Source organism: Olleya marilimosa CAM030 (assembly GCF_000518485.1).
Taxonomy (GTDB): Bacteria; Bacteroidota; Bacteroidia; order Flavobacteriales; family Flavobacteriaceae; genus Olleya; species Olleya marilimosa.
In genome coordinates, this window is the sequence record NZ_KI912443.1 from 191135 (window position 1) to 216246 (window position 25112).

A 25112-nucleotide genomic window follows, 5' to 3' on the forward strand; every position below is an offset into this window, starting at 1 on the left:
TGCGAAAATCAAAGATTCAGTATATCCTAATCTGCTCTTAAAGATTAAATATGAAAAAAATATTATACATATTATCCTTTTTACTATTTCAAGTAACAGTTGCACAAGTCACAATAATTATTGATGAACTTCCAAAAGACACACCAAAAGACGCATCCCTATTTATTTCAGGAGATTTTGAAGGTTGGTCTGGTGGACATAAAGATTACCAATTGCAGCAAGTAAATGGACAGTACCAAATCACGCTTCCTAAAACAGAACAACGCATTTTATATAAGTTTACCTTAGGGAATTGGGAGACTTCAGAAAGCACCAATACAGGTGAAAAAATAGATAATCGTATCTATAAATTTACAGAACCTAACGACACAATACATGTAAAAATCGCTGGTTGGAGCCATTTGTTTGATGCTAAGGAAGTTTCTACAGCTTCAAAAAATGTTTCCATTATTTCAGAAACTTTCAATATACCACAACTTAATAGAAAACGTCGTGTTTGGATTTATTTACCTCCAGATTATAATACATCAAAACAAGATTATCCTGTTGTGTATATGCATGATGGTCAAAATATTTTTGATGCTAAAACCTCTGGTTATGGTGAGTGGAATGTAGACGAAACTTTAGATAAATTATTTAAAGACAACCTAAAACTTATTGTGGTTGGTGTAGATAATGGTACTTCTAAACGATTAGATGAATATTCTCCATGGGTAAACAACAAATATGGTGGAGGCGAAGGTGAAGCCTATGTCAATTTTATTGTAAACACATTAAAACCTTATATAGACACTAATTATAACACCAAAAAGGATAGAAATAATACAGCAATTTTTGGAAGCTCTATGGGAGGATTAATTTCGCATTATGCTGCTTTAAAACACCCAACAGTTTTTGGTAAAGTTGGCGTGTATTCTCCTGCATTTTGGTTTGCTCCAGAAGTTAAAGCATTTACTAAACAGCATGCTAATCTTCAAAATACAAAAATGTACTTTTTAGCAGGAGGAAAGGAAGGCGAAAAAGCAGGCTATGATGAGATTAGTCAAACCGTTACAGACATGAATAGTATTACTTCTATTTTAAAAAATAACGGTTTTCCTGAAAAAAATATACAATCTAAAGTCGTTCCAGAAGGAAAACATAATGAAGCACTTTGGAGTAATAATTTTGAGGAAGCCATTACTTGGTTATTTGAAGATGCAATGCAAAAAAGAGAGTTCAAGATAGCAAGCTTTCAAGACAATCAATTACATATTCAGGTTTCAGATGGAAATTATAAAATGCATTTTTACCATCCTGAAATTATCGAAACTACATTTTTACCAAAAGGAGAAGTATTTAATAAAAAGTCACACGCAGTTGTTTTAGACAAAGTATTTTCTGATGTAAAATTTAATGAAACAGCTTCAGAAATTCGTTTTCATTCTGAAAAATTAACAGTAAAAATCACAAAAGCACCTTTTCATATTTCGTATTGGAAAGATGGAAAAGAAGTCACTTCTGTAAAAAATGGCTATCAAAAAACAGACGACTTTGAAACCATTAGTTTCAACCTAAAACCTGAAGAAGTGTTGTATGGTGGAGGCGCGAGAGCATTAGGTATGAACCGAAGAGGAAACCGCTTAGAGTTATACAACAAAGCAGATTATGGTTACGAAGATAGAAGCGAGTTAATGAATTACACTATGCCAATCGTAATCTCATCTAACAAGTATCTTATTCATTTTGATAATGCACCAATTGGCTTTTTAGATTTAGATTCTAAAAAACACAATACATTGACTTACGAAACTATTTCTGGTAGAAAAACCTATCAAGTAGTAGTTGGTGATTCTTGGTTAGACCTTACTAAAAACTACACCCAACTAACAGGAAGACAACCTATGCCACCACGTTGGGCTTTAGGTAATTTTTCTAGTCGATTTGGTTACCATTCGCAAGAAGAAGTAGAAACTACAGCTCAAAAATTTAGAGACGAAGAGATTCCGTTAGACGCCATAATTATCGATATTTTTTGGTTCGGAAAAACCATTCAAGGTACTATGGGAAATCTAGCGTTTGATCGTGATTCTTTTCCAAATCCAAAACAAATGCTAAAAGGATTAAAAGACAATAATGTGAAAACGGTTTTAGTCACAGAACCGTTTGTATTAACCACTTCTAATCGTTGGGACGAAGCGGTAAAAGCAGATGTTTTAGCTAAAGATTCTATTGGGAATCCGTTTACTTTCGATTTCTATTTTGGTAATACAGGTTTGATTGATATATATAATCCGAAAGGAAAAAAATGGTTTCAAAATATTTACAAAGACTTGGCTAATTTAGGTGTTTCTGGTGTTTGGGGAGATTTAGGAGAGCCAGAAGTACATCCTAAAGGATTACTGCACGCTACAGGAACAGCAGACGAAGTACATAATATTTATGGTCATCATTGGGCAGAATCTGTACAAGAGATGTACACACAAAATTTTCCAAACACAAGACCGTTTATTTTAATGCGTGCTGGTAGTTCTGGATCCCAACGTTTTGGTATGATTCCTTGGTCTGGTGATGTCAATAGAACTTGGGGAGGATTACAATCTCAACCAGAAATTGCACTGCAAATGGGACTACAAGGTTTGGCGTATATGCATAGCGATTTGGGTGGATTTGCTGGAAATAATTTAGACGATGAGCTGTATGCACGATGGTTGCAATATGGCGTTTTTCAGCCAATTTACAGACCACATGCACAAGAAGAAGTGCCTGCAGAACCTGTTTTTAGAAGCGATAAAGCGAAAGCTTTAGCAAAACAGGCAATAGAATTACGATACCAATTACTACCTTACAATTACAATTTGGTATTTGAAAATAATCAAACAGGAGCACCTTTAATGCGACCATTATTTTTTGAAGAAAGCAACAATGCAAAGTTGCAAACTGTAGCATCAACTTACCTTTGGGGAAAAGACTTTTTAGTGACTCCTATTGTTAATGCCAACCAAACAGAAGCTGAGGTGTACTTTCCTAATAACAGTAATTGGTTTAATTTTTATACCAACGAAAAGGTAGAAGGCGGACAAACATTGTCCGTAAAAACAGAAGCACACTATATTCCAACCTATGTTCGTGGTGGTGCTTTTATTGCTACAGCAAAACCAATGCAAAGTACTGTAGAATATAACGGAAACACCTTCGACTTACATTATTATTTTGATGCATCAGTTACTGAAAGCGAGCGAACTCTTTATAATGACGATGGTGAAACTAAAAATGCTTTTGAAAAAGAGAATTATGAAATCTTAGAATTTGAAGCAGAAACAACAACTAAGAATTTAGAATTAGAGTTTGAAGCAGAAACCGGTACTAATTACAAAACAACTACTAAAAACATAGATGTTGTAATTCACAATTTTCCAAAAGCACCAAAACGCATAAAATTCAACAGAAAAAAAATAGAGTTTAACTATAATGAAGTTCTAAAAACATTGACTTTTCAGGTGAATTGGAATACTTCAAATGAAGTAGAAACACAAATTAAATATTAAGTATAACATGAAAAAGAGCATACTTTTAATCGCAATAGCTATTCTTGTTTTCAGTTGTAAAACTGATAAAAAAGCAAATCAAGATATCGCAGAAAACAAGAAAAAAGAAGAAGTTAAAACACCTTTTGTATGGGAAGCTGCAAATGTCTATTTTTTATTAACCGATCGTTTTAATAATGGTGACAAAACCAACGATGTTAATTATAACCGAACCAAAGAAACTGCTGTGTTACGTGGTTTTGAAGGTGGCGATTTACAAGGAATCACGCAAAAAATTGAAGACGGTTATTTCACCAATTTAGGTATCAATGCCATTTGGATGTCACCAATTGTAGAGCAAATTCATGGCGCAACCAATGAAGGTACTGGTAACACCTATGGTTTTCATGGCTATTGGACTAAAGATTGGACCAACATCGACGCTAATTTAGGAACCAAAGCAGACTTAAAAAAACTTGTAGATGTTGCACACAAAAAAGGAATTCGTGTACTGTTAGATGCAGTAATTAATCATACTGGTCCAGTAACAGATCAAGATCCGGTTTGGCCAAGTGATTGGGTAAGAACAGAGCCACAATGTAGTTATGATAATTACGAAAACACGGTTACTTGTACTTTGGTTAAAAATCTTCCAGATATTAAAACTGAAAGTGATGAAGCTGTAGAATTACCACCACAATTAGTGGAAAAATGGAAAGCCGAAGGTCGTTATGACCAAGAAGTTGCAGAGCTAGATGCCTTTTTTAAAGCCACAGGTCATCCTCGTGCACCTCGTTTTTATATCATGAAATGGTTAAGTGATTATATCACAGATTTTGGTATTGATGGTTACAGAGTTGATACTGTTAAACACACAGAAGCTTTTGTTTGGCAAGAGTTTAAAGACGTATGTGATAACGCTTTCGCGGAATTTAAACAGCAAAACCCAAACAAGGTTTTAGACGATAATGCATTTTACTTGGTTGGAGAAGTGTATAACTACGGAATTTCAGCAGGAAAAGCTTTCGATTTTGGCGATAAAAAAGTCAACTATTTTGATGATGCTTTTAATAGCTTAATCAATTTTGAATTTAAATGGAATGCTGCACAGCAAACCTACGAAGAGCAATTCAAAAAATACGATAGTCTTTTACATACCAACCTAAAAGATTATGGAGTACTAAACTATTTAACCTCGCATGATGACGGACAACCTTTTGATAAAAATAGAGAGAAAACCTACGAAACTGCAACACGATTATTACTCTCTCCAGGAGCTGCACAAGTATATTATGGAGACGAATCTGCAAGAGATTTAACTATAGAAGGCACTGTTGGAGATGCTACTTTAAGAAGTTTTATGAATTGGAATGAAATAGCACACCAACAAGACTTGTTAATCCATTGGCAAAAATTAGGTCAGTTTAGACGTAATCATCCTTCGGTTGGAGCAGGAAAACATACCATGCTTAGTAATTCGCCTTACCTTTTTAGCAGGAGTTATGCTAAAGACGATTTTAAAGATGAAGTCGTTATTGGAATCGATATTCCTAAAGGAAAACATACTATTGATGTGTCTTCAATCTTTAAAGATGGAGCACAAATTAAAGACTTCTATTCAGGAGAAATTCTAGAAGTTACAAACGGAAACATTACAATTGAAACAGAATCTAACATCCTATTATTAGAAAATATTAAATAAATACTCACATGAAAAAACTAATATTATCCCTTGCAATACTTAGTGTTTTTGCTTGTAAAGAAGAAAAAAAACAAGAAGAAACAAAAGTTGATACTAAGGAAGAAGTAGCAATACAACCTATTTCGGCTTCCGATTTAGAAACTGCTGTTATCTATGAAGCAAACATCAGACAATATTCACCAGAAGGGACTTTTGAAGCTTTCACAAAAGACATTCCACAGTTAAAACAATTAGGCGTAAAAGTCATTTGGTTAATGCCTGTTTTTCCTATTTCAGAAACAAAACGAAAAGCAACAGGAGGAGAAGATAGCAAGTTTGCAACCGATTTTCCTGAAGCAGAACAAGACAAGTATTTAGGTAGTTATTACGCAGTGTCCGATTTTACTAAAATCAATCCAGAATTCGGAACAATTGAAGATTTTAGAAGCCTAGTAAATACAGCACATGATAACGGAATTTATGTAATTTTAGATTGGGTTCCTAATCACACAGGTTGGGATCATACTTGGTTAAAAACCAATCCAGAATATTACACACAAAACGACAAAGGCGAAGTGGTGCATCCTGTAGATACAGATTGGACAGATGTTGCCGATTTAAACTACGACAACCAAGAGATGCGAAAAGCAATGATTGCAGACATGAGTTATTGGTTAACCGAAGAAGGTGTTGATGGTTTTAGATGTGATGTTGCAGGATCTGTACCAACCAACTTTTGGGAACAAGCAATACCTGAATTACGTGCTAAAAAAGACATTTTTATGTTAGCGGAAGCTTGGGAACCAGAATTATTAAAAGACGGTTTATTTGATATGGCTTATGGTTGGGATAGACATCATGCTATGAATCATATTGCAAAAGGCGAAAATGATGCAACGGAATTCACAACAGCTTTACAAACCGATTTTGAGCGTTATGAAGCAGATGATATTTTAATGAATTTTGTAACCAATCATGATGAAAACTCTTGGAATGGTACCATTAAAGAACGTATGGGAGAAGCTGGTGAAATGATGACTGCTTTAGCCTATGTAACTCCAGGAATGCCATTAATTTATTCTGGTCAAGAATACGATTTAGACCATAGATTATTGTTTTTTGAAAAAGATAGTTTCACGCATACCAAAGGTAAAACATGGAAAGTATTAGAGAAATTAGCGACTTTAAAACAGAATAATGCTGCTTTACATGGCGGAAAAGCTTCAGCTAAATACAATGCAATAGATAATGGAAAAGATGTGATTTCTTTTTCAAGAACAAAAGGAAATGATGAAATTGTGTTTATAGCAAACGTTTCAGAAGAAAACGTAAAAGCTAACCTACCTCAAAAAGGAAATTATTTAGATTTTATGACTAATGAAACTATAGAATTAAAAGGCGATGCAATTATGTTAGAGGCAAATCAATATAAGATATTGGTTAAGCAATAATAAGCAACATCCATATAAACTAATATATCAAAAGTGCCTTAGGGCACTTTTTTAGTTTTAGCAATGTCATTTTGTTAAAGTAAATGCGACTAACCATTATAATGCGTATTTTTGCGTAATTTTAAGATGATGATCAAAGACCTAAACGATAATATAAATTTACCTTTCTCGTTACAGATTAGCTTTAATAAGTTAATAGAACGTTATGAAGGTTTAGCTAAAAGCAATGACCAGTTTATTGCTGCCAAGGCTAGTCGTGTCTTAAAAGCGCAGGAGCCTTATCCTGTTTTAAGAGAGGGTTTTAGCAAAACGTCAGTATTATTTGAGCATGAAAAGGTAATTCAGATTTTATTACAAGATTCGTTTAGTGAAGTTTTAAGTTTAAACGAAATTAAAACAGCAAGTGTACCATATCATAATTTTATTTTCAATGCCTCTAAGCGTTTTGAAAATATAATTGAAGCTGCAGGACCAGATTTTGAATTGGTTATAAAAAATATGCCAGAAAACGATTGGTATATATTAAGTTGTACAATTATCATGAATTTTTGCTACGGTTACAATGCCAACTTTAAGCGACCATTATATTATGAAATTCCTGATGCTAATGGTATAACCAGAATTTATAAAATCTTGTATAATGCAGATTTTATGGAGATTGTGCCTACAGCTCAAGCACCTAAATTAACAGAGGATGATTTTGATCAACTATTAGATAATTTTGATAATATAGAGTTATGGAAAGAGAAGTTTCCGCCAAACAGCTATGTGTCAAAAGGATTTGTAATCTCTAATATTTTTGATGTTACAGATGATCAATCTATATCAAATATAAAAACGACATTAATTGGAAACAATAAGCGTAAAGATGAAAGCTTTATGGCTGATTTTCAAAAAATATTTCGTTCGTTATTAAATATCACAGATTTAGAAGTTGGTTTTTCTATTTTTAATAAAGAAGAAAATACCTTAATGAAGGTGCACGACTCTAGTATTAATAGTTTTTTATTAAAGGCTAAAGAAGAATTTAAATGCGAAAATCTATTTTGTCATTATAGTTATGACAAAATATTAAAGGATAAAACTAATTTTTCAATTAGTGATGTGGATAAAAGTTTTGCGCAATGTAATGGTCAATCACCACAAATTAAAGTTTTAAAACAACAAGGTTTTAAAAGTGCCATTTTTGCTCCAATAGCAGAAGATGGTGAGTTGTTAGCAGTATTAGAATTAGTATCTAGAACACCTAAAGCCTTAAATAGTATTAACTCCAATAGATTGGCAGACGTGATGCCATTTATATTATCTGCAGTTAAACGCTCTAAAAGAGACGAAGAAAACTTAATACAAGCCATTATACAAAGGGAATGTACATCTATACACCCAAGTGTAAAGTGGAAGTTTGAGCAAGCTGCTAGACAATTTATAGCAGAAGAAGCTCAGGGAAATGACAATCCAACATTTAGCAAGATAAGTTTTGATAACGTTTACCCTTTATTTGGTCAAATAGATGTGAAAGGGTCTTCTGATGCCAGAAACAATGCCACACAAAAAGATTTATCGCTTCAGCTTAAACTTGTAGAAAAAATAGTAGCAACTGCTTTTGAAACTGAAAAATTACCCATTTTTGAGCAGTTATTATTTCAAATTAAAAATTATAATAAAGCGCTAAAAACAAACTTTAAAGTTGATAGTGAGCAAAAAATAACTCAGTTTTTTATAAATGAAATTGAGCCTCTTTTTAAATTTCAATTAAAATCTAAACCTTATATTTTAGAAGCTATTGAAGACTATTTTAATAAGGTAGACAGTAAATTAAACGTGATATATTATTATCGAAAAAATTACGATGATACTATAAGTTTGATTAATAAAAACATGTCGTCACTTTTAGATAAACAACAAATTAAGGCTCAAAAAATGTATCCTCATTTTTTTGAACGCTATAAAACGGATGGTGTTGAGCACAACATGTATATTGGAGAGGCTATTACTAAAGAGGACTCGTTTAACGAAATCTATTTATACAACTTGCGTTTATGGCAAATGCAGGTCATGTGTAACATGGAATCTGTGTTTTATAATCAGCAAAACGAATATCCCTTAGCTTTAGATGTGGCGTCAATGATTTTGGTCTTTAACCAACCATTATCCATTAGATTTAGAACAGATGAAAAGCATTTTGACGTGGATGGTACTTATAATGCTAGATATGAAGTTGTAAAAAAACGAGTAGATAAAGCAAATATTAAAGGTACTGATGAGCGTATAACTGCTAAAGGAAAATTAACAATCGTTTATTCTCAAAAAGAAGATGAAATCGAGTATTTAAAATACATTAATTTTTTACAATCCAAAGGACAGTTAGGTGATGAGGTCGAAATTTTAGAGCTAGAAGACCTGCAAGGTGTAACAGGACTAAAAGCTATAAGAGTTAATATACTATATCATGGTAAATTCGATAAAAAAGAATTTTACACCTATGATGATTTAATGAAAGAAGTTAACCATTAACAACGTAAGCTTCTTCCATAATTTTTGCATTTGTCTGTATATTTATTTGAGACGTACTATCCAAAACATCTTGAATATTAACTCCAGGGTTTTGTTTAACAGCAACACCAAAAGCAATTAACGATACAATTATCCCTATCATAAATACAGTATAAGTTATTCTTAATAGTCGGTATTTACGTTCTAATACTATTCCTAAAAAATATAAATCCTTGGTAAGCGATTTGTAAATGTACTCTTTGTCATTTATCATTTCGTTAATAGCCCATTCAAACTCGTTAAGTTTCATTTTATGGAAATTTCCAAAAAACGTTAAGTTAACTTCTTTATTTTTTACATCTTCCTTGGTAAATTGACCAGAAGTCACATTTGGTCTAGTTGCAATTATGGACATTACCATAGATATAACACTAAATAATGTAAAAATTACTGTAGGCCAAGTTAGGTATGGGTTAGTGTCTAGTTTAGAAATTAAATTAGCTAATACTACTGATATTATAATGGCATTAACAGACAATAAAATGTTTGCTTTTGTATCTGCAATATCACTTAATTTTATGTGGTTTCTTAACGCTGTTCTGTAAAAAGATTGGATAGCACGTTCTGGACTTTCGTTTTTATATTGTGCTTTATACTTAGCTTTTAGCTCTTCTGTTTTTTGTTTTGTCTTTTGTTTCTTTTTAGCAAGAATTAGTTTAGCTAGATTTTTTTCTTTTCTTTTTTGCCAATTTTGTAAGGCGTAATCCGTGTAATAACTATGTTTTTTAGATAATACTTTAATGTTTTCATCCAGCCATTCTCTAGGAGTATAGTTAGCAATGCCTGCCAACTCTAATTCTTTTCTTAAAAATTCGCTAGCTTCAGGAAAATATTTTTTACCAAAATGAGAAGCATCAGCATCCCGCAAAATTTTCTCTAATTCTGTTTGTGGCGTGCTATCAAACTTAGTAGCTAGTATACAGTCTTCAACAGCTTTAATAGTTTTTTCATCTACATGTTGTTTAGATAAAAAGTCTCTTGCTATTTGCGCACTAACTTCTTCATGACCTTCTCTTTTTTGTGTATAACCTACGTCATGTAATAATGCTGCTAATTGAAGTATTTGAGCATCATTAACATCAATTTTAGAATTTTCTATAATTTCTTTCGTACTTTTAAATACTCGTAAGGTATGCGTATGATTGTGATAAACTATCGTGTTTGGTAGCTCATTTTTAAGGAGTTCAAATACAAAAGCTTCGGTTTTTTCAATTAGTTTTGACATGTGTGCATAATTATTCTTATCCAAAGTACTAAAAAAATAAAACTATCAACCTTTAATGACAAAAAATAACATATTTCTAACGTTTGTTTTAGCTATTCTATTGACTAATTGTGCCAGTTTTGAAGCGCAATACAAAGAGAAAGATGAAACTGTAGTCGCATTACCTAATAAACCAATAGATAAAACTTTTTATTTGGTTGGTGATGCAGGCAAATCTCCAATGGGTGGGTTTAGTAAAGGTCTGACTGCTTATAAAAATCTGATAAAAGATAAAGATACAAAAGGTGACTATACCATATTTTTAGGCGATAATATTTATCCAGCAGGTTTGCCATCTAAAGACGATCCATATTATGACGAAGCTAAAAATCATTTACAAGCACAAGTAAATTCGGTTGCAGGTTTTAAAGGAGAAGTATTATTTATTCCTGGTAATCACGATTGGTATGCAGATGGTTTAAATGGATTAAAAGATGAAGAAAAATTTATCGAAGATGCGTTGGGTAAAAACACCTTTCAGCCAGAAAATGGGTGTCCATTAGAAGTGGTTGAGGTTAGTGACAATATCGAGCTAATTATTATAGATACACAATGGTATTTGGAAAATTGGAATGACCATCCTACTATTAATGACGAGTGCGAAATTAAAACTAGAGAGCGTTTTTTATTAGAATTAGAAGGCGAGTTTAAAAAAGCCCAAAATAAAACAGTAGTAGTAGCTATGCACCATCCAATGTACACAAATGGTACACATGGAGGGTTTTACAGTGCAGACAAACATTTATATCCAACACAAAGTAAAATTCCGGTCCCGATTTTAGCATCCTTTTTAACGCAGGTTAGAACACAAGGAGGTGTGTCTATTCAAGATAGATATAACGAGCGTTATAATAAGATGATGAATCGTATTGAAACCTTAGCCTTAGAGTATACTAATATAATTTTTACTTCTGGACACGAGCATAATTTACAGTACATAGAAAATAACGGTATCAAACAAATTGTATCTGGTTCTGGAGCAAAACAATCAGGAGCAGCCTTAAGCAATAATGGTTTGTTTTCTTACGGTAAACAAGGCTTTGCAACATTAACAGTGTATAAGGATGGTAGCAGTTATGTCAGTTTTTATGGCGAAGATAATGAGCAGCCAAAACTATTGTACACAAAACAAATTGCTGAAAAAAACTCTGCAGAGTATGATTTGTCCACATTACCAGATAGTTTTTCTCAAACCATACAAGCATCTATTTATACTGAAGAAGAAACAGACAAATCTGGAGTCTATAAAACTTTTTTTGGTGAAAAATACAGAGATATTTATAGTCAAAAAATAGAAGTGCCAGTAGCTACATTGGATACACTTTATGGCGGTTTAGAAATTGTTAGAGAAGGAGGTGGTCACCAAACACGATCTTTAAGATTGCAAACCAAAGATGGTAGACAATTAAACATGCGTGCGTTACGTAAAAGTGCAACACAATATTTACAAACTGTTTTATTTAAAGAAACGTATTTAGAGGACGATTTTGATAAAACTAAAGTCGAAGATTTAATACTAGACTTTTATACAGCAGCACATCCTTATGCTTTTTCTGTAGTGCCAGATCTTTCACATGCAGCAGGTGTGTATCATACCAATCCTAAATTGTTTTACATTCCTAAACACAAATATTTAAAGGATTACAATTATAATTATGGAGGCGAATTATATTTAATTGAAGAACGTCCGGAAGATAATTATACAGACGAAAAAAACTTTGGATATGCAGACGATATCGAGAGTACACACGATATTATTAAAAAAATAAGAACAGACGAAAAGTATAAAATTGATGAAAACGCTTTTGTTAGAGCACGTTTATTTGATATGCTTTTAGGAGATTGGGATAGACATCAAGACCAATGGAGATGGGCTCAGTTTAATCAAGACAATGGAGATAAATTATACAAGCCAATCCCAAGAGATAGAGATCAAGTGTTTTCTAATTTTGATGGTGCATTATTGGATATTATGCGCTTTATTTCTGGTTCAACTAAACAGCTACAAGTTTATGATGGCGAGTTGAAGGATATAAAATGGATGAATAGTGCAGGAATTAAATTAGATAAAGTGCTAATCCAAAATTCAGATAAATCTGTGTGGATAAAACAAGCACAATATTTACAAGATAATATTACAGACGCTGTTATTGAAGAAGCTTTTAGTAAAGTCCCAAAAGAAGTACAAGAAGAATCTTTATTGCAGATTAAAACATTTTTAAAAGAAAGAAAAAATAATTTACAAGATATAGCAGAGCGTTATTCTGACTACTTAAATCAATTAGTAATATTAACTGGTACAGATAAAGATGACTATATTGAAGTTAACCGTATTGCTGACAACCAAACCCAAGTTGTAATCTCTAGAATTAAAGATGGAAAAAAAGCAGATGTTATAGTTGATCGTACATTTAATAAGGATATTACTAAGGAGTTATGGATTTATGCTTTAGATGATGATGACGTAATAGAAGTAAGTGGTAAAGCTAATAACTTAATTTTTACACGAATTATTGGTGGTCAAAACAACGACGAATATATTATTAACAATGGTAGACGTGTACGTATATATGATCACAAGTCTAAACCAAATACGATTACAAAAAATAATGGTGCTAAAATAAAATTTACAGATATCTATAATAATAACCTTTTTGATTTTCAGAAAAACATAGTAAAAACAAGTGTAGTTACTCCTAGTCTTGGCTATAATCCAGATGATGGCTTTAAGGTAGGTGTTGGTCTAAATTATACTGTTAAAGGATTTTCTCGTAACCCATACTCGCAACAACATCGTTTTAAAAGTGGTTACTTTTTTGCAACTAGTGGTTTTAGTTTAAACTATGATGGCGAATTTGCAAACCTTTTTGGAGAGTGGAACTTACATGTTGCTGGACAGTTAACCAGTGAAAATTTTACCAATAACTTTTTTGGTTATGGTAATGAAACCGTTAATAATGATGATGATCTAGACTTAGATTATAATAGAATTAAAACAAGTATTTATGCAGCTAGTGTAGGTGTTCTTAAAAAAGGAGATTTTGGATCTGACTACGGAATTAAAATCACAACAGAAGCTGTTGAAATTGGAGAAACACCAGATCGTTTTATTGAAACTCAGGAGTCGTCAGCTACAACAACGGATTTTTATAACAGACGCTTTTTTGCTGGTTTAGAAGGGAATTTTAATTATCATAGTTTTGATAATGCAATCAACCCATCAAGAGGGATGACATTTGATTTAGGTGTAGGAGGTAAAACCGAAGTCAAAAACTCTAAATATACTTACGGATTTGTTAATACAGCACTAGGATTTTATAATGCATTAAGTATTAACAGAAAATTAGTGTTAAAAACAGATGCTCGTGCGCAAATGCGATTCGGAGATGACTTGATATTTTATCAAGCAGCAAATATTGGAGGTGCCAATGGGTTGCGTGGCTATAGGTTACAACGTTTTACAGGTCAAAATAGTGTGACAGGTAGTGCAGATATTCGTTATAGTTTTAATCAGTTTAAAACAAAAACATTACCATTACAATTAGGTGTTTTTGTTGGAGGTGACGTAGGTCGTGTATGGACTAAAAACGATGATTCTAGAATTTGGCATAATGATTATGGAGTAGGGTTTTGGGTAACTGCAGCAGATAGTGTGTCAGGTACATTTAACTTTTTTAATAGTGAGGAAGGACTTCGTTTTTCTTTTGGATTTGGATTAAATTTTTAAAAACCAATTAATGAAAAATGTAATAGTTAATGGTTTTGAATATTTAAAAAAGCTAGAAAGCAAAATAGCCTTTTATCCTACGCTTTATAGCCTTACAGGATTGGTGTTTGCTTTTTTTATGTACTATGCAGAAAATAAAGGAATATCCTCTTACTTAGCAGATAATGTGCCTTTATTGGTCATTAATAACACTCAAACTGCATTTAATATTTTAACTACATTTATTGCAGGATTAATTTCTATAATGGTATTTAGTTTTTCCATGGTTATGGTATTGCTAAATCAAGCCTCTAGTAATTTTTCGCCTAGAGTTTTACCTGGTTTAATTTCTAATAAACGTCATCAAAAAATACTAGGGATTTATAACGCAACTTTGTTGTTTTGTATTTTTACCATGGTAGGTATAGAGCCTGATGGAGGAGAAAACCAATTACCAGGGTTTTCAGTATTATTGGCTATTGTATTTATGGTAATTTGCTTAGGTGCTTTTATATATTTTATACATTCTATTTCTCAAGAAATTCAGGTACACAATATCATGCAACGTCTATTTAATGAAGCTAAAAACAGATTGGATCAGCTTATTAATTCCGAGAAAGATTCCAATCAAAAATTTCCGGATACTGATAATTGGACGGTTTATAAATCACCTGAAACTGGATTTTTACAAGATATTGTCTTAGATCCAATTATTCAGTTTGCTAAAGAAAACAACAATCAATTTGAAATTATCACTATCAAAGGACAATACGTTTACAAGGATAAACCATTATTTAAAAGTAAGACTAAGCTAAACGATGAAAGTCTAGAAGAGTTATTCAAGTATTTTCATTTTTCTAGAGACGAAATTATTGAAGATAACTACGTATTAGGCTTTAAACAAATAACTGAAATAGCAGTAAAAGCGATGTCACCCGGAATTAATGATCCAGGAACAACAATTATTGCTATAGATTATCTTGCAGAACTTTTTCAAATCAGAATGTACAAAAATGATATAAGTATTTTGTTTGAGGATAGTCAACCCTTAGTAAAAATTAACTCTGTGACATTTAAAGAGCTGTTATATTTTGTGTTAGCTCCAATAAGGACTTATGCTAAGCATGATGTTATTATAGTTAACAAGTTAATTAACATGTTTCAGCACTTAGCCTTTAATATAGATTGTGATAATAAAGGCTATCTATCAGATATAAATAAGGAGGTCAAACTTTTGTCTATTGATGCTAATAGTGCTATAAATAATCAAGAAGATTTAAAGTATATAAACAATAGATTGCAGTCTTTTAATTTATAGTTTAAACTTATAAATATTATTGTCCTCTTTGCCAGAATCCTCATCTGTAATATAGATTGTGGTATTGTCTTTAAAACAAACACCTTCCTTTTGACTGTCATGGTTTAAGGAGATGCTTTCTACACCACCACTAAAAAATGCGTCTGTATTAAAGTCAGTAAGCTTCCAGATTCTATCATGATTTAATAGCACAATTGTAGAGCCATCAGGACTAATATCTGCAGATGTTACACGTGTATCTTTACCTTTTAATTTATATTCTGTTACGTAGGTGGCAACATGGTTTCCTATGCTGTTAGGCACCTTAATAACCATTGTTTTTTTGCTTTCTTTACTAAAAATATAGAAGTGGTTCTTCCATAAAAAGAAGGCTTCAAAATCTTCAGATTTCATATCATCAGGTAGTGTAAAGCGGATAGTTTCAGCTTCGGTTTTATCGGTCGTATTTGCTAAGTTTTTAACTTTGTATATAAAAAAATGATCTCGTTTTCTAGAGTTGTTTCCAAAATCACCAATGTATAAATTCCCATTGGTGTCAGCAGCTAAGTCTTCCCAGTCATGGTTTTTAATATTACTTATATCAACATCTTTAATTATGTGACCTTTTTTATCTAAACCATAAACATTGTTTTTATTTCCTGCATCTTCAATGGTCCAAACTAGATTAGAGCCACTAATTAATTGTGCTGCTGAGGCTTCGTCTAAATCACTATCTATGGATCCTAAAACAGTCAGTTTTCCTGTATTGCAAGACATAAAAAGTAATGCTGAAACTAGTATTGGTTTTAATTGAAAAGTCATAAATTGTCATGTTTAAAATAAGATTAAATATAAGCATATAACAAACTATGCTAAAGTTTGTAATCTTAAAGTATTTATAAAATTAATGAGTGAAATATTAAAATTTGGTCACAGAGGAGCCAAAGGATATGTGACAGAAAATACCTTAGCTTCCATTCAAAAAGCAATGGATTTAGGTGTAGATGGGATCGAAATTGATGTACACGTCTGTAAAACTGGAGAGCTTATTGTTTTTCATGATTTTACATTAGACAGAATAACTAATGGTACAGGAGAAATAGGTAAATTAACTTTATCAGAAATAAAGCAGTTAAAGGTTGAAAAATTATATAGTATCCCAACACTTACCGAAGTATTAGAGGTAATAAATAATACAATAATAATTAATATTGAATTAAAAGGTGAAAATACTGCTAAGCCAACATGCGCAATAATACAAGACTATATTGATACTAAAAATTGGACCATGGACAATTTTATAGTTAGTAGTTTTCAAGAAAAAGAGCTAGTTGATGTGTTTAATCACAATCCTAAAATACCTTTAGGGGTTTTAACAAAAGCTAGTGTAAATCAAGCATTAGTTTTGGCAAAAAAAATTAATGCTAAAGCTATACATCCTAATTTGGCATTATTAAGTAAGGATAATGTTAAGCAAGCTCAAGATGCTGGCTACAAAGTAAATGTGTGGACAGTAAACACCAAACAGGCTATTGAGCGTATGAAAAGGTATAATGTTGATGCTATAATAAGTGATTTTCCGGATAGATTATGAAACAGTATGATGTAATAATAATAGGTGGTGGAGCAGCTGGTTTTTTTGCAGCTATAAATATTGGCGAGTTATATCCCAATTTAAATATTGCCATTTTAGAAAGAGGTAAAGATGTACTAGGCAAAGTTAAAGTGTCTGGTGGTGGACGTTGTAATGTAACGCATGCCGAGTTTGTTCCGCAAGAATTAACCAGTTATTATCCAAGAGGAGAAAAGGAACTTTTAGGACCTTTTCACACCTTTATGACAGGAGATACTATGGAGTGGTTTGAAAACAGAGGTGTGCCATTAAAAATTGAAGATGATGGACGTATATTTCCAACAAGTAATAACTCGCAAACCATTATTGATTGCTTTTTAAACGAAGCTAACAAATATAACGTTGAGGTGTTAACCAATCAGTCGGTTACTAGTTTTAATCCTTTAAATGATCAATGGGAAGTGGTTACAAAATCCAATCAATTTTCCGCTAAAAAATTAATCGTTGCAACAGGAAGTAATCCTAAAATTTGGTCTTTTTTAGAGCAGTTAGGACATACAATTGTTAAGCCAGTACCTTCTTTATTTACTTTTAATATTAATGATAATAGGATTAAAGATATACCAGGTGTTGTTGCGCAAAATGTAACAGTTAAAGTAATTGGTACTAAGTTGGAATCTTCAGGACCATTACTTATTACTCATTGGGGAATGAGTGCGCCAGCAATCCTTAAGTTATCTGCATTTGGTGCTTTAGAGCTAGCTAAGAAAGACTATAAATTTAATATTGAAGTTAATTTTATAAATCAAGATGTGGAAGATGCGCTTTCTAATTTAAAAACATTTAAGCAAGATTTGTCAAAAAAAACAGTGCTTAAATCCGCTCAGTTTGATATGCCAAAACGTTTATGGAAAACGTTGGTTTTAGCAGCTGGAATAACAGAGGATACACGTTGGGCAGATTTAAATAAATCTCAATTAGACGATTTAGCACACCAACTTACAACTGCAGTTTTTAAGGTAGACGGAAAAAGTACTTTTAAAGAAGAATTTGTAACTGCTGGAGGAATAGACTTAAAGGAAGTAAACTTTAAAAATTATCAAAGTAAATTGCATAGCAATCTATATTTTGCAGGCGAAATTATAAATGTTGATGCCTTAACAGGTGGATTTAATTTCCAAAATGCTTGGACAGGAGCTTACATTGTTGCTAAAAATATTGAAGCTTAACTTATGGAAACGCTGTTTGTCTTTTTAAGAGGAATTAATGTTGGTGGACACAATAAAATTGCTATGCAAGATTTACGTCAAATGTTAACAGATTTGGGGTTTAAAGATGTGAAAACCCATATCCAAACAGGTAACATTGTGCTAAAAACACAATTAAATGATAAAATAGCAATTGCCACTAAAATAGAGCAATCTATTTTAGAAAGTTTTGGCTTAAATATACCAACTTTAGTAAAAACAAAAGTAGACCTTGATTTAATATTAAAGGATTGTCCTTTTATTGATGCAGAAAAAGAAAACAGTTATTTTGCACTGCTTTTTAATGCTCCCAGTCAAAGCCAAATCACTGCGTTATCCGCTTATGATTTTCCAAATGAAAAATTTACCATATCTAACCAATGTATCTATCTTTATTCAAGTGTAGGTTATGGTAGGACAAAGGCAAATAGTAATTTTTTTGAAAATAAATTAAAAATCAAGGCTACTGCCAGAAATTATAAAACACTTACTAAAGTGATGTCGCTAATAAATAATTAGTTTTTGTAACAAACAGCATCCCAAGACATTTCAATAGCCAGATCAATTTCTTCTTTTGTCATCTCTAACTCTTCGTTAAACTTAAGTCTAACAGCAGATATTACAGATCCAAAAGCCATTTGTAATATTAATCTAATAGGTACATTTCTGATTTGCTTTTCTTCAATTCCTTTTAAAAAGAAATCTCTAATATTTGCAATGTAAGGTACAGATTGCTTAACAATCTCTTTAGATATAATTGGTGGAGCAGCAACATATTCTACAAATTTAAAAGCTAAGGGGTTTCCAACAAAGTAACTGTATAGGTTGGTCCACATAATTTCAAATTGAGCTTTAAAATCTTCTTCAGGTAAATTAGCCATTAAAACGACACCATAATCTTTTACAATCATCTTGTATAATTCTTGGATGACCTCATTTTTGTTTTCAAAATAATGGTAAATAGTGCCAACAGCTACATTAGCTTCTTTGGCAACTTGAGACATAGGTGTAGCATGTACGCCTTGTTTAACCACTAATTCTAACATAGTGATTATTATACGTTGTTTTTTGTCCATTTAGACAGGTTGTATTTTGCGGTAAAAAGCGGTGAAGCAAAGTCTTAAGGGGACTTTTTTACCTATCAGTTAACAATATAATATTTTTAGAAAGACAAACGATTTGTTAAGGGTTGTTAATCAGTAAATTGAATGATCATTCGGTCGCCAAAATTAATAAATTAGTTTAAATATTAAAGCTATATTTGTATAAATTTAATTGTTAGATGGATTTAACGCGTTTTTTATTAAAAAACTATCAAAATAAGCTAAATAATGGAAGTGTAACTTGGTCGTCTCCAAGTAATATTGCATTAGTCAAATATTGGGGAAAAAAAGAACATCAAATTCCCGAAAACCCTTCAATTAGTTTTACACTAGATTCTTGTAAGACAATAACAGAGCTGATTTATAGTAAAAAAAATGAAGAGCATAATAGTTTTGATTTTGAAGTTTATTTAGATGAAGTATTAAAGCCTGACTTTCATCCTAAAATCGAAACGTTTTTTAAGCGAATAGAAAGTTATGTGCCTTTTTTAAAAGAATTTAAATTTACTATTAAAACAAAAAACACCTTTCCGCATAGTTCTGGTATTGCATCATCTGCGTCAGGTATGAGTGCTTTGGCATTATGCATAATGAGCATAGAAAAGCAATTAAACCCAAATTTAACTGAAGAAGAATTTATACAAAAAGCATCTTTTTTAGCAAGATTAGGTTCTGGTAGTGCTTGTAGAAGTTTGGAAGGGGATTTAGTAGTTTGGGGTCATCATCCTAATATTAAAAGTAGTAACGATTTATTTGGTGTAAAATACCCATATAAAGTTCACGAGATTTTTAAAGATTATAATGACACGATATTATTAGTCGATAAAGGAGAAAAACAAGTTAGTAGCACAGTTGGTCATAATTTAATGCATGGACACCCATTTGCTATCCAGCGTTTTGATCAAGCAATAGAGAATATAACTAAAATCAAATCGATTTTAGAATCAGGAGACTTAGATCAATTTATGGCTTTAGTAGAAAGTGAAGCTTTGACGCTACACGCTATGATGATGACAAGTATGCCTTATTTTATATTAATGAAGCCTAATACACTACAAATTATTAATAAAATCTGGCAATTTAGACAGGAAACAGGCTTACCAGTTTGCTTTACTTTAGATGCTGGTGCTAATGTACATGTCTTATATCCAAATAAATATAAAGATGAAATTTATGAATTCATTAAGGCACAGTTAGTTGCATATTGTCAAAACGGTCATTATATTTGCGATAAAATTGGTTTTGGCGCAAAACAATTGTAATTTTATAAAACCAATGCATAATTGCTTATGAAAGGCCCTTTATTTTATTCAAAAATTTTATTATTCGGAGAGTACGGTATAATTAAAGACTCTAAAGGTCTGTCAATACCTTATAATTTTTATAATGGTGCGCTAAAAATGGAGGATAATCCATCGGAAGTAGCCCAACAATCTAACAAAAGCTTACAACGCTTTGCAGACTATTTATCTAAAATAGACAATTCGTTAGTCGTTTTTGATATACCGTCGTTAAATAAAGACGTAAATGCAGGTATGTACTTTGATTCTTCAATTCCACAAGGATATGGAGTGGGAAGTAGTGGTGCATTAGTTGCAGCTATTTACGACAAGTATGCACAAGATAAAATTACTGTTTTAGAAAACTTGACACGTGAAAAGTTGTTATCGCTTAAAGCGATTTTTTCTGAAATGGAATCTTTCTTTCATGGAAAATCTTCTGGCTTAGACCCTTTAAACAGCTATTTAAGTTTACCAATTTTAATAAATTCTAAAGAAAATATCGAAGCAACTGGTATTCCTATGCAAAGTAGCGATGGTCAAGGTGCTGTGTTTTTATTAGACTCTGGTATTATCGGAGAAACTGCTCCAATGGTTAGTATCTTTATGGAAAACATGAAGCAAGAAGGGTTTAGGACTATGCTTAAAAATCAATTTATAAAGCATACAGATGCTTGCGTAGAAGACTTTTTAAAAGGAGATATAAAATCACTATTTAAAAATACTAAGCAGTTGTCTAAAGTGGTGCTAAATAACTTTAAGCCAATGATTCCAGCACAGTTTCATGAGTTATGGAAAAACGGAATAGAGACTAATGACTACTATCTAAAACTTTGTGGTTCTGGTGGAGGAGGATATATCTTAGGATTTACACCAGATATTAAAAAAGCACAACAAGCATTAAAGGACTATAAATTAGAAGTTGTTTATAATTTTTAAAATTAATTATAGATGGAAGCAACGTTAACAGATTTTTCTTTAGGCCTATTTTTAATACAGGTATTTGCTTTTCTTTTTACTAGTGCTATTTTATATGTTGTTTACAGAGTTTTAAGAAAATTATTAGCAAACAAATAATTAATGCTAACTAGAAAGCAAAAACATATTTTTCTTAAGTTTTTTAGTATGTTTTCTGTAGTTAGAGGCTACAACATTTTAGTTGTAGTGCTAGCACAATATTTAGCTTCCATATACATATTTGCATCAGACAAGCCTTTAAAAAACGTGCTATTTGATGTTAATCTTTTAATGTTAGTGCTTGCAACAGCTGCAGTAATAGCAGGAGGTTACATAATTAATAATTTTTACGATTCTGAGAAAGATTTAATCAATAGGCCTAACAAAACCATGTTGGATAAGTTGGTTAGTCAAAATACTAAGTTATCCTTTTATTTTGTACTCAATTTTTCTGCAGTAGTAATGGCTAGTTACGTGTCTTTTAAGCCAGTGTTGTTTTTTTCATTTTATATTTTTGCGATTTGGTTTTATTCACATAAATTAAAAAAAATGCCAATTATAGGCAATGTAGTGTCGTCCATATTGACATTAACTCCCTTTTTTGTAATCTTTGTGTATTATCATAATTTTAAGTCTGTTGTGTTTGTACATGCTACTTTTTTATTTTTAATAATTGCTATTAGAGAATTAACTAAGGATTTAGAAAACATTAAAGGAGACTTAACGCTTAATTATAGGACTATTCCAATAGTGTATGGTGAGCGTACATCCAAAAAAATGATTAGCGTTCTGGTTGTTGCTACATTATTTCCAGTCTATTTTTTAATAACCAAATTTGACATAGGATACATGTATGTGTATTTTTATGTCTGTGAGGTGTTATTAGTTATCTATTTGTTTTTATTGTGGCGATCTGTAACCAAAACACACTATTTATGGTTGCATAATATCTTGAAAATAATTATAGTAGCAGGAGTGTTTAGTATACTGCTAATCAATATTGATTTAGTATTAAATCGAATACTTTAAAGGTTAAATCACTAACATTCATACGATAATTAACAACAGATGAAAAATTCGTTGTAGATTTGCAAAAAATTATATTATGAGTAGACATAAAGGTGGCAATGATAAAGGAAAGTCTTCAGGAAGAGGAAGTGGTAATGCTAAGAGTAAAACTTTTGCTAGAGGCAATGCGCCTATTAAAAAGAAAGTTGCTCCAAAAACAAAACCTACTAGCAATACTAATTCTGATTTAATCAGATTAAATAAATACGTTGCTAACTCTGGTATGTGTTCTCGTAGAGAAGCTGACCAACATATTGCAATGGGTTTAGTTACCGTAAATGGTAAGGTTGTGGTAGAAATGGGTTATAAAGTTAAGCTAGACGATGAAGTACGATATGATGGAGCTAGAATTAATCCAGAGAAAAAGGCTTACGTTTTATTAAACAAGCCTAAGGGGTTTGCAACGACTACAAGTGAGCAAAAAGGACGAACGGTTATGGATTTAGTTGCTAATGCAACAAGTTCTAGAATTAAGCCTATTGGACGTTTAGGACGTAACTCCACAGGTTTATTACTTTTTACTAATGACGAAAAAATTGTAGAGCGTTTTACTAATTCTAATAAAGGTGTAGAAAGATTATTTCATTTAGAGTTAGATAAAAATTTAAAAATGGAAGACCTTAAAAAAATTAGAGAAGGATTTAAGGTTGAAGGTAAACAAGTAGGTGTTGAAGAAATTGATTACGTCAACAATACAAAAAACGAAGTTGGTGTAAAAATTAAAAATACTGGTAACACTATTTTACATACAATTTTTGAGCATTTAAAATATGAGTTAGTTAGAATTGATTGTGTGCAAATAGCGCATTTAACTAAAAAGGATATACCAAGAGGAAATTGGAAAATACTATCAGAGCAAGAAGTTAATACATTAAAAATGATGTAATTTACTTGTGATCTAAGAAAAAAACTCGCTGTTTAAGCGAGTTTTTTTTTGTTTGTAATAATCTAATGTTAATGTGTTTTTAGGTAGATGTTATTCAATAATTATATTTTCGTTTAATCCATCAATATAATTTAGGACATCATCTTTACCAATGTCTTTGCTTGAAGAAGTGATAAAGTAATTAGGCATTTCTTCCCAAGTTTCTAACAATATTGTTTTGTAGTCTTCAACGTGGTTTTCAATAGCTTTTGGTTTTAACTTATCTGCTTTTGTAAATATGATAGAAAAAGGAATTCCGCTTTCGCCTAAATATTGCATAAATTCCTGATCAATAGGTTGAGGTTTGTGTCTAATATCTACTAATACAAACGCTGTTACTAATTGCTCTCTGTTTTCAAAATAATGTGTAATAAATTTTTGGAAAACTTTTTTTGTGCTTTTTGATACCTTGGCATATCCATAACCTGGTAAATCAACTAAAAACCAATTTTTGTTAATTATAAAGTGATTTATAAGTTGTGTTTTTCCTGGTCTTCCAGAAGTTTTTGCTAAACTTTTTCTACTGGTAAGCATGTTGATTAAAGACGACTTTCCAACGTTACTTCTGCCTATAAAAGCATATTCTGGCAAGCGATCTTTTGGACACTTTGAAGCATCAGAATTACTGGTTACAAATTCGGCAGATTTAATATGCATTACTATATTAGTTTTTGTTTTTGGCTAAAACCAAAAATCTTAGATTAAGGTTTGTTTTAGGATATGATATATTAAATATCACGTTTTTTAAACCAATCAAATAATATTTGATTAAAAGTTTCAGGATGTTCCATCATGGCAGCATGACCGCATTTTTCAATCCAAAATAAATCAGAGTCTGGAAGAAGTAAATTAAACTCTTCAGCAACTTCTGGAGGAGTAACACCATCATTTCTACCCCAAATTATACAAGTTGGAATATTCATTTTAGGTAAGTCCTTAGCCATGTTATGTCTAATAGCGCTTTTTGCTATTGCTAAAGTTTTAATCAGCTTATTACGGTCGTTTACGGTTTCGTAAACTTCATCTACAATTTCTTTAGTTGCAACTGCAGGATCATAAAATACCTCTTGGGCTTTCTTTTTAATAACCTCATAGTCACTACGTTTGGTGTAGCCTCCTCCCATCGCGCTTTCATACAATCCAGAGCTACCTGTAATAACTAATGCCTTTACTTTTTCGGGATGCATTTTTGAGTGATATAAGCCAATGTGCCCTCCTAATGAGTTGCCTAACAAAATGACGTTATCTAGTTCTTTAAAAGCTATAAAATCGTATAAGTATTTAGCAAACGCTTTAACGTTTGTTTTAAGTAAGGACATGCTATAAATAGGCAGTTCTGGAATGATTACTTTGTAACCCTTTGTGCTAAAAAAAGTGGTTACAGCATCAAAATTACTTAAGCCTCCCATTAGTCCATGAAGTACAATTATTGGTTGTCCTTCACCAACTTCAATATAGTTGAATTTTCCTTCTTTTTTAAGTATACGCGTCATTAATGGCT

Annotated in this window: 18 protein-coding genes; 13 read left to right on the top strand and 5 right to left on the bottom strand. The window is 31.7% G+C overall.

Annotated elements, in window-relative coordinates:
* Positions 1 to 50 precede the first annotated feature (50 nt).
* The 4 genes from M890_RS16295 (at position 51) to M890_RS0114785 (ending at position 9152) form a co-directional block, all read left to right on the top strand.
* Positions 51 to 3527, top strand: a complete 3477-nt coding sequence (locus tag M890_RS16295; protein WP_051437560.1) for a TIM-barrel domain-containing protein — start codon at positions 51 to 53, stop codon at positions 3525 to 3527.
* Between the two features lie 7 nt (positions 3528 to 3534).
* A complete protein-coding gene (locus M890_RS0114775) occupies positions 3535 to 5208 on the top strand; it encodes an alpha-amylase family glycosyl hydrolase (RefSeq protein ID WP_028284259.1) in 1674 nt (557 codons plus the stop codon).
* An 8-nt stretch (positions 5209 to 5216) separates the two neighbouring features.
* Complete coding sequence (locus M890_RS0114780) at positions 5217 to 6638, top strand: alpha-amylase family glycosyl hydrolase (protein ID WP_028284260.1); 1422 nt, start codon at positions 5217 to 5219, stop codon at positions 6636 to 6638.
* 126 nt (positions 6639 to 6764) lie between these two features.
* Positions 6765 to 9152, top strand: coding sequence for a GAF domain-containing protein (locus M890_RS0114785; protein ID WP_157243306.1), 2388 nt, complete (start codon positions 6765 to 6767; stop codon positions 9150 to 9152).
* On the opposite strand, the gene M890_RS0114790 is transcribed toward M890_RS0114785, so the two are convergent.
* Positions 9142 to 10416, bottom strand: a complete 1275-nt coding sequence (locus tag M890_RS0114790; RefSeq protein WP_028284262.1) for a Pycsar system effector family protein — start codon at positions 10414 to 10416, stop codon at positions 9142 to 9144. The two genes, M890_RS0114785 and M890_RS0114790, sit on opposite strands and share 11 nt — an antisense overlap.
* Positions 10417 to 10471: 55 nt before the next feature.
* On the opposite strand from M890_RS0114790, the gene M890_RS0114795 reads away from it, so the two are divergent.
* Both M890_RS0114795 and M890_RS0114800 read left to right on the top strand, forming a co-directional pair.
* Positions 10472 to 14182 carry a metallophosphoesterase gene (locus M890_RS0114795; RefSeq protein WP_028284263.1) on the top strand — a complete coding sequence of 1237 codons (3711 nt, stop codon included), beginning with the start codon at positions 10472 to 10474 and terminating at the stop codon, positions 14180 to 14182.
* Between the two features lie 10 nt (positions 14183 to 14192).
* Positions 14193 to 15479 carry a DUF2254 domain-containing protein gene (locus M890_RS0114800; RefSeq protein ID WP_028284264.1) on the top strand — a complete coding sequence of 429 codons (1287 nt, stop codon included), beginning with the start codon at positions 14193 to 14195 and terminating at the stop codon, positions 15477 to 15479.
* Here M890_RS0114800 and M890_RS0114805 read toward each other — a convergent pair.
* On the bottom strand, positions 15474 to 16280 hold the full coding sequence (locus M890_RS0114805; protein ID WP_028284265.1) for an SdiA-regulated domain-containing protein: 807 nt from the start codon (positions 16278 to 16280) through the stop codon (positions 15474 to 15476). The genes M890_RS0114800 and M890_RS0114805 overlap by 6 nt on opposite strands.
* Before the next feature lie 85 nt (positions 16281 to 16365).
* Between M890_RS0114805 and M890_RS0114810 the strand changes: the two genes are divergently transcribed.
* Genes M890_RS0114810 through M890_RS0114820 form a run of 3 tightly spaced genes read left to right on the top strand, consistent with a single transcriptional unit; the run spans position 16366 to position 18797 of the window.
* Complete coding sequence (locus M890_RS0114810; protein WP_028284266.1) at positions 16366 to 17052, top strand: glycerophosphodiester phosphodiesterase; 687 nt, start codon at positions 16366 to 16368, stop codon at positions 17050 to 17052.
* Entirely contained in the window at positions 17049 to 18260 is a 1212-nt protein-coding gene (locus tag M890_RS0114815) for a BaiN/RdsA family NAD(P)/FAD-dependent oxidoreductase (protein ID WP_051437561.1), read from the top strand. The genes M890_RS0114810 and M890_RS0114815 overlap by 4 nt, the downstream gene beginning before the upstream one ends.
* A 3-nt stretch (positions 18261 to 18263) precedes the next feature.
* Entirely contained in the window at positions 18264 to 18797 is a 534-nt protein-coding gene (locus M890_RS0114820) for a DUF1697 domain-containing protein (RefSeq protein WP_028284268.1), read from the top strand.
* Here the strand turns inward: M890_RS0114820 and M890_RS0114825 are convergent.
* Entirely contained in the window at positions 18794 to 19354 is a 561-nt protein-coding gene (locus M890_RS0114825) for a TetR/AcrR family transcriptional regulator (protein ID WP_028284269.1), read from the bottom strand. The two genes, M890_RS0114820 and M890_RS0114825, sit on opposite strands and share 4 nt — an antisense overlap.
* Before the next feature lie 206 nt (positions 19355 to 19560).
* Between M890_RS0114825 and M890_RS0114830 the strand changes: the two genes are divergently transcribed.
* The 4 genes from M890_RS0114830 to M890_RS0114850 all read left to right on the top strand — a co-directional run bounded on the left by M890_RS0114830 (position 19561) and on the right by M890_RS0114850 (position 23572).
* Positions 19561 to 20643: a diphosphomevalonate decarboxylase gene (locus M890_RS0114830; RefSeq protein ID WP_028284270.1), complete on the top strand. Its 1083-nt coding sequence runs from the start codon at positions 19561 to 19563 to the stop codon at positions 20641 to 20643.
* A gap of 27 nt (positions 20644 to 20670) precedes the next feature.
* Positions 20671 to 21600 carry a mevalonate kinase family protein gene (locus M890_RS0114835; protein WP_028284271.1) on the top strand — a complete coding sequence of 310 codons (930 nt, stop codon included), beginning with the start codon at positions 20671 to 20673 and terminating at the stop codon, positions 21598 to 21600.
* Between the two features lie 141 nt (positions 21601 to 21741).
* Positions 21742 to 22647 carry a geranylgeranylglycerol-phosphate geranylgeranyltransferase gene (locus M890_RS0114845; RefSeq protein ID WP_028284272.1) on the top strand — a complete coding sequence of 302 codons (906 nt, stop codon included), beginning with the start codon at positions 21742 to 21744 and terminating at the stop codon, positions 22645 to 22647.
* A gap of 76 nt (positions 22648 to 22723) precedes the next feature.
* A complete protein-coding gene (locus M890_RS0114850) occupies positions 22724 to 23572 on the top strand; it encodes a pseudouridine synthase (protein WP_028284273.1) in 849 nt (282 codons plus the stop codon).
* Between the two features lie 90 nt (positions 23573 to 23662).
* On the opposite strand, the gene yihA is transcribed toward M890_RS0114850, so the two are convergent.
* A complete protein-coding gene (gene yihA / locus M890_RS0114855; protein WP_028284274.1) occupies positions 23663 to 24268 on the bottom strand; it encodes a ribosome biogenesis GTP-binding protein YihA/YsxC in 606 nt (201 codons plus the stop codon).
* A gap of 71 nt (positions 24269 to 24339) precedes the next feature.
* Complete coding sequence (locus M890_RS0114860) at positions 24340 to 25104, bottom strand: alpha/beta fold hydrolase (RefSeq protein WP_028284275.1); 765 nt, start codon at positions 25102 to 25104, stop codon at positions 24340 to 24342.
* Positions 25105 to 25112 lie beyond the last annotated feature (8 nt).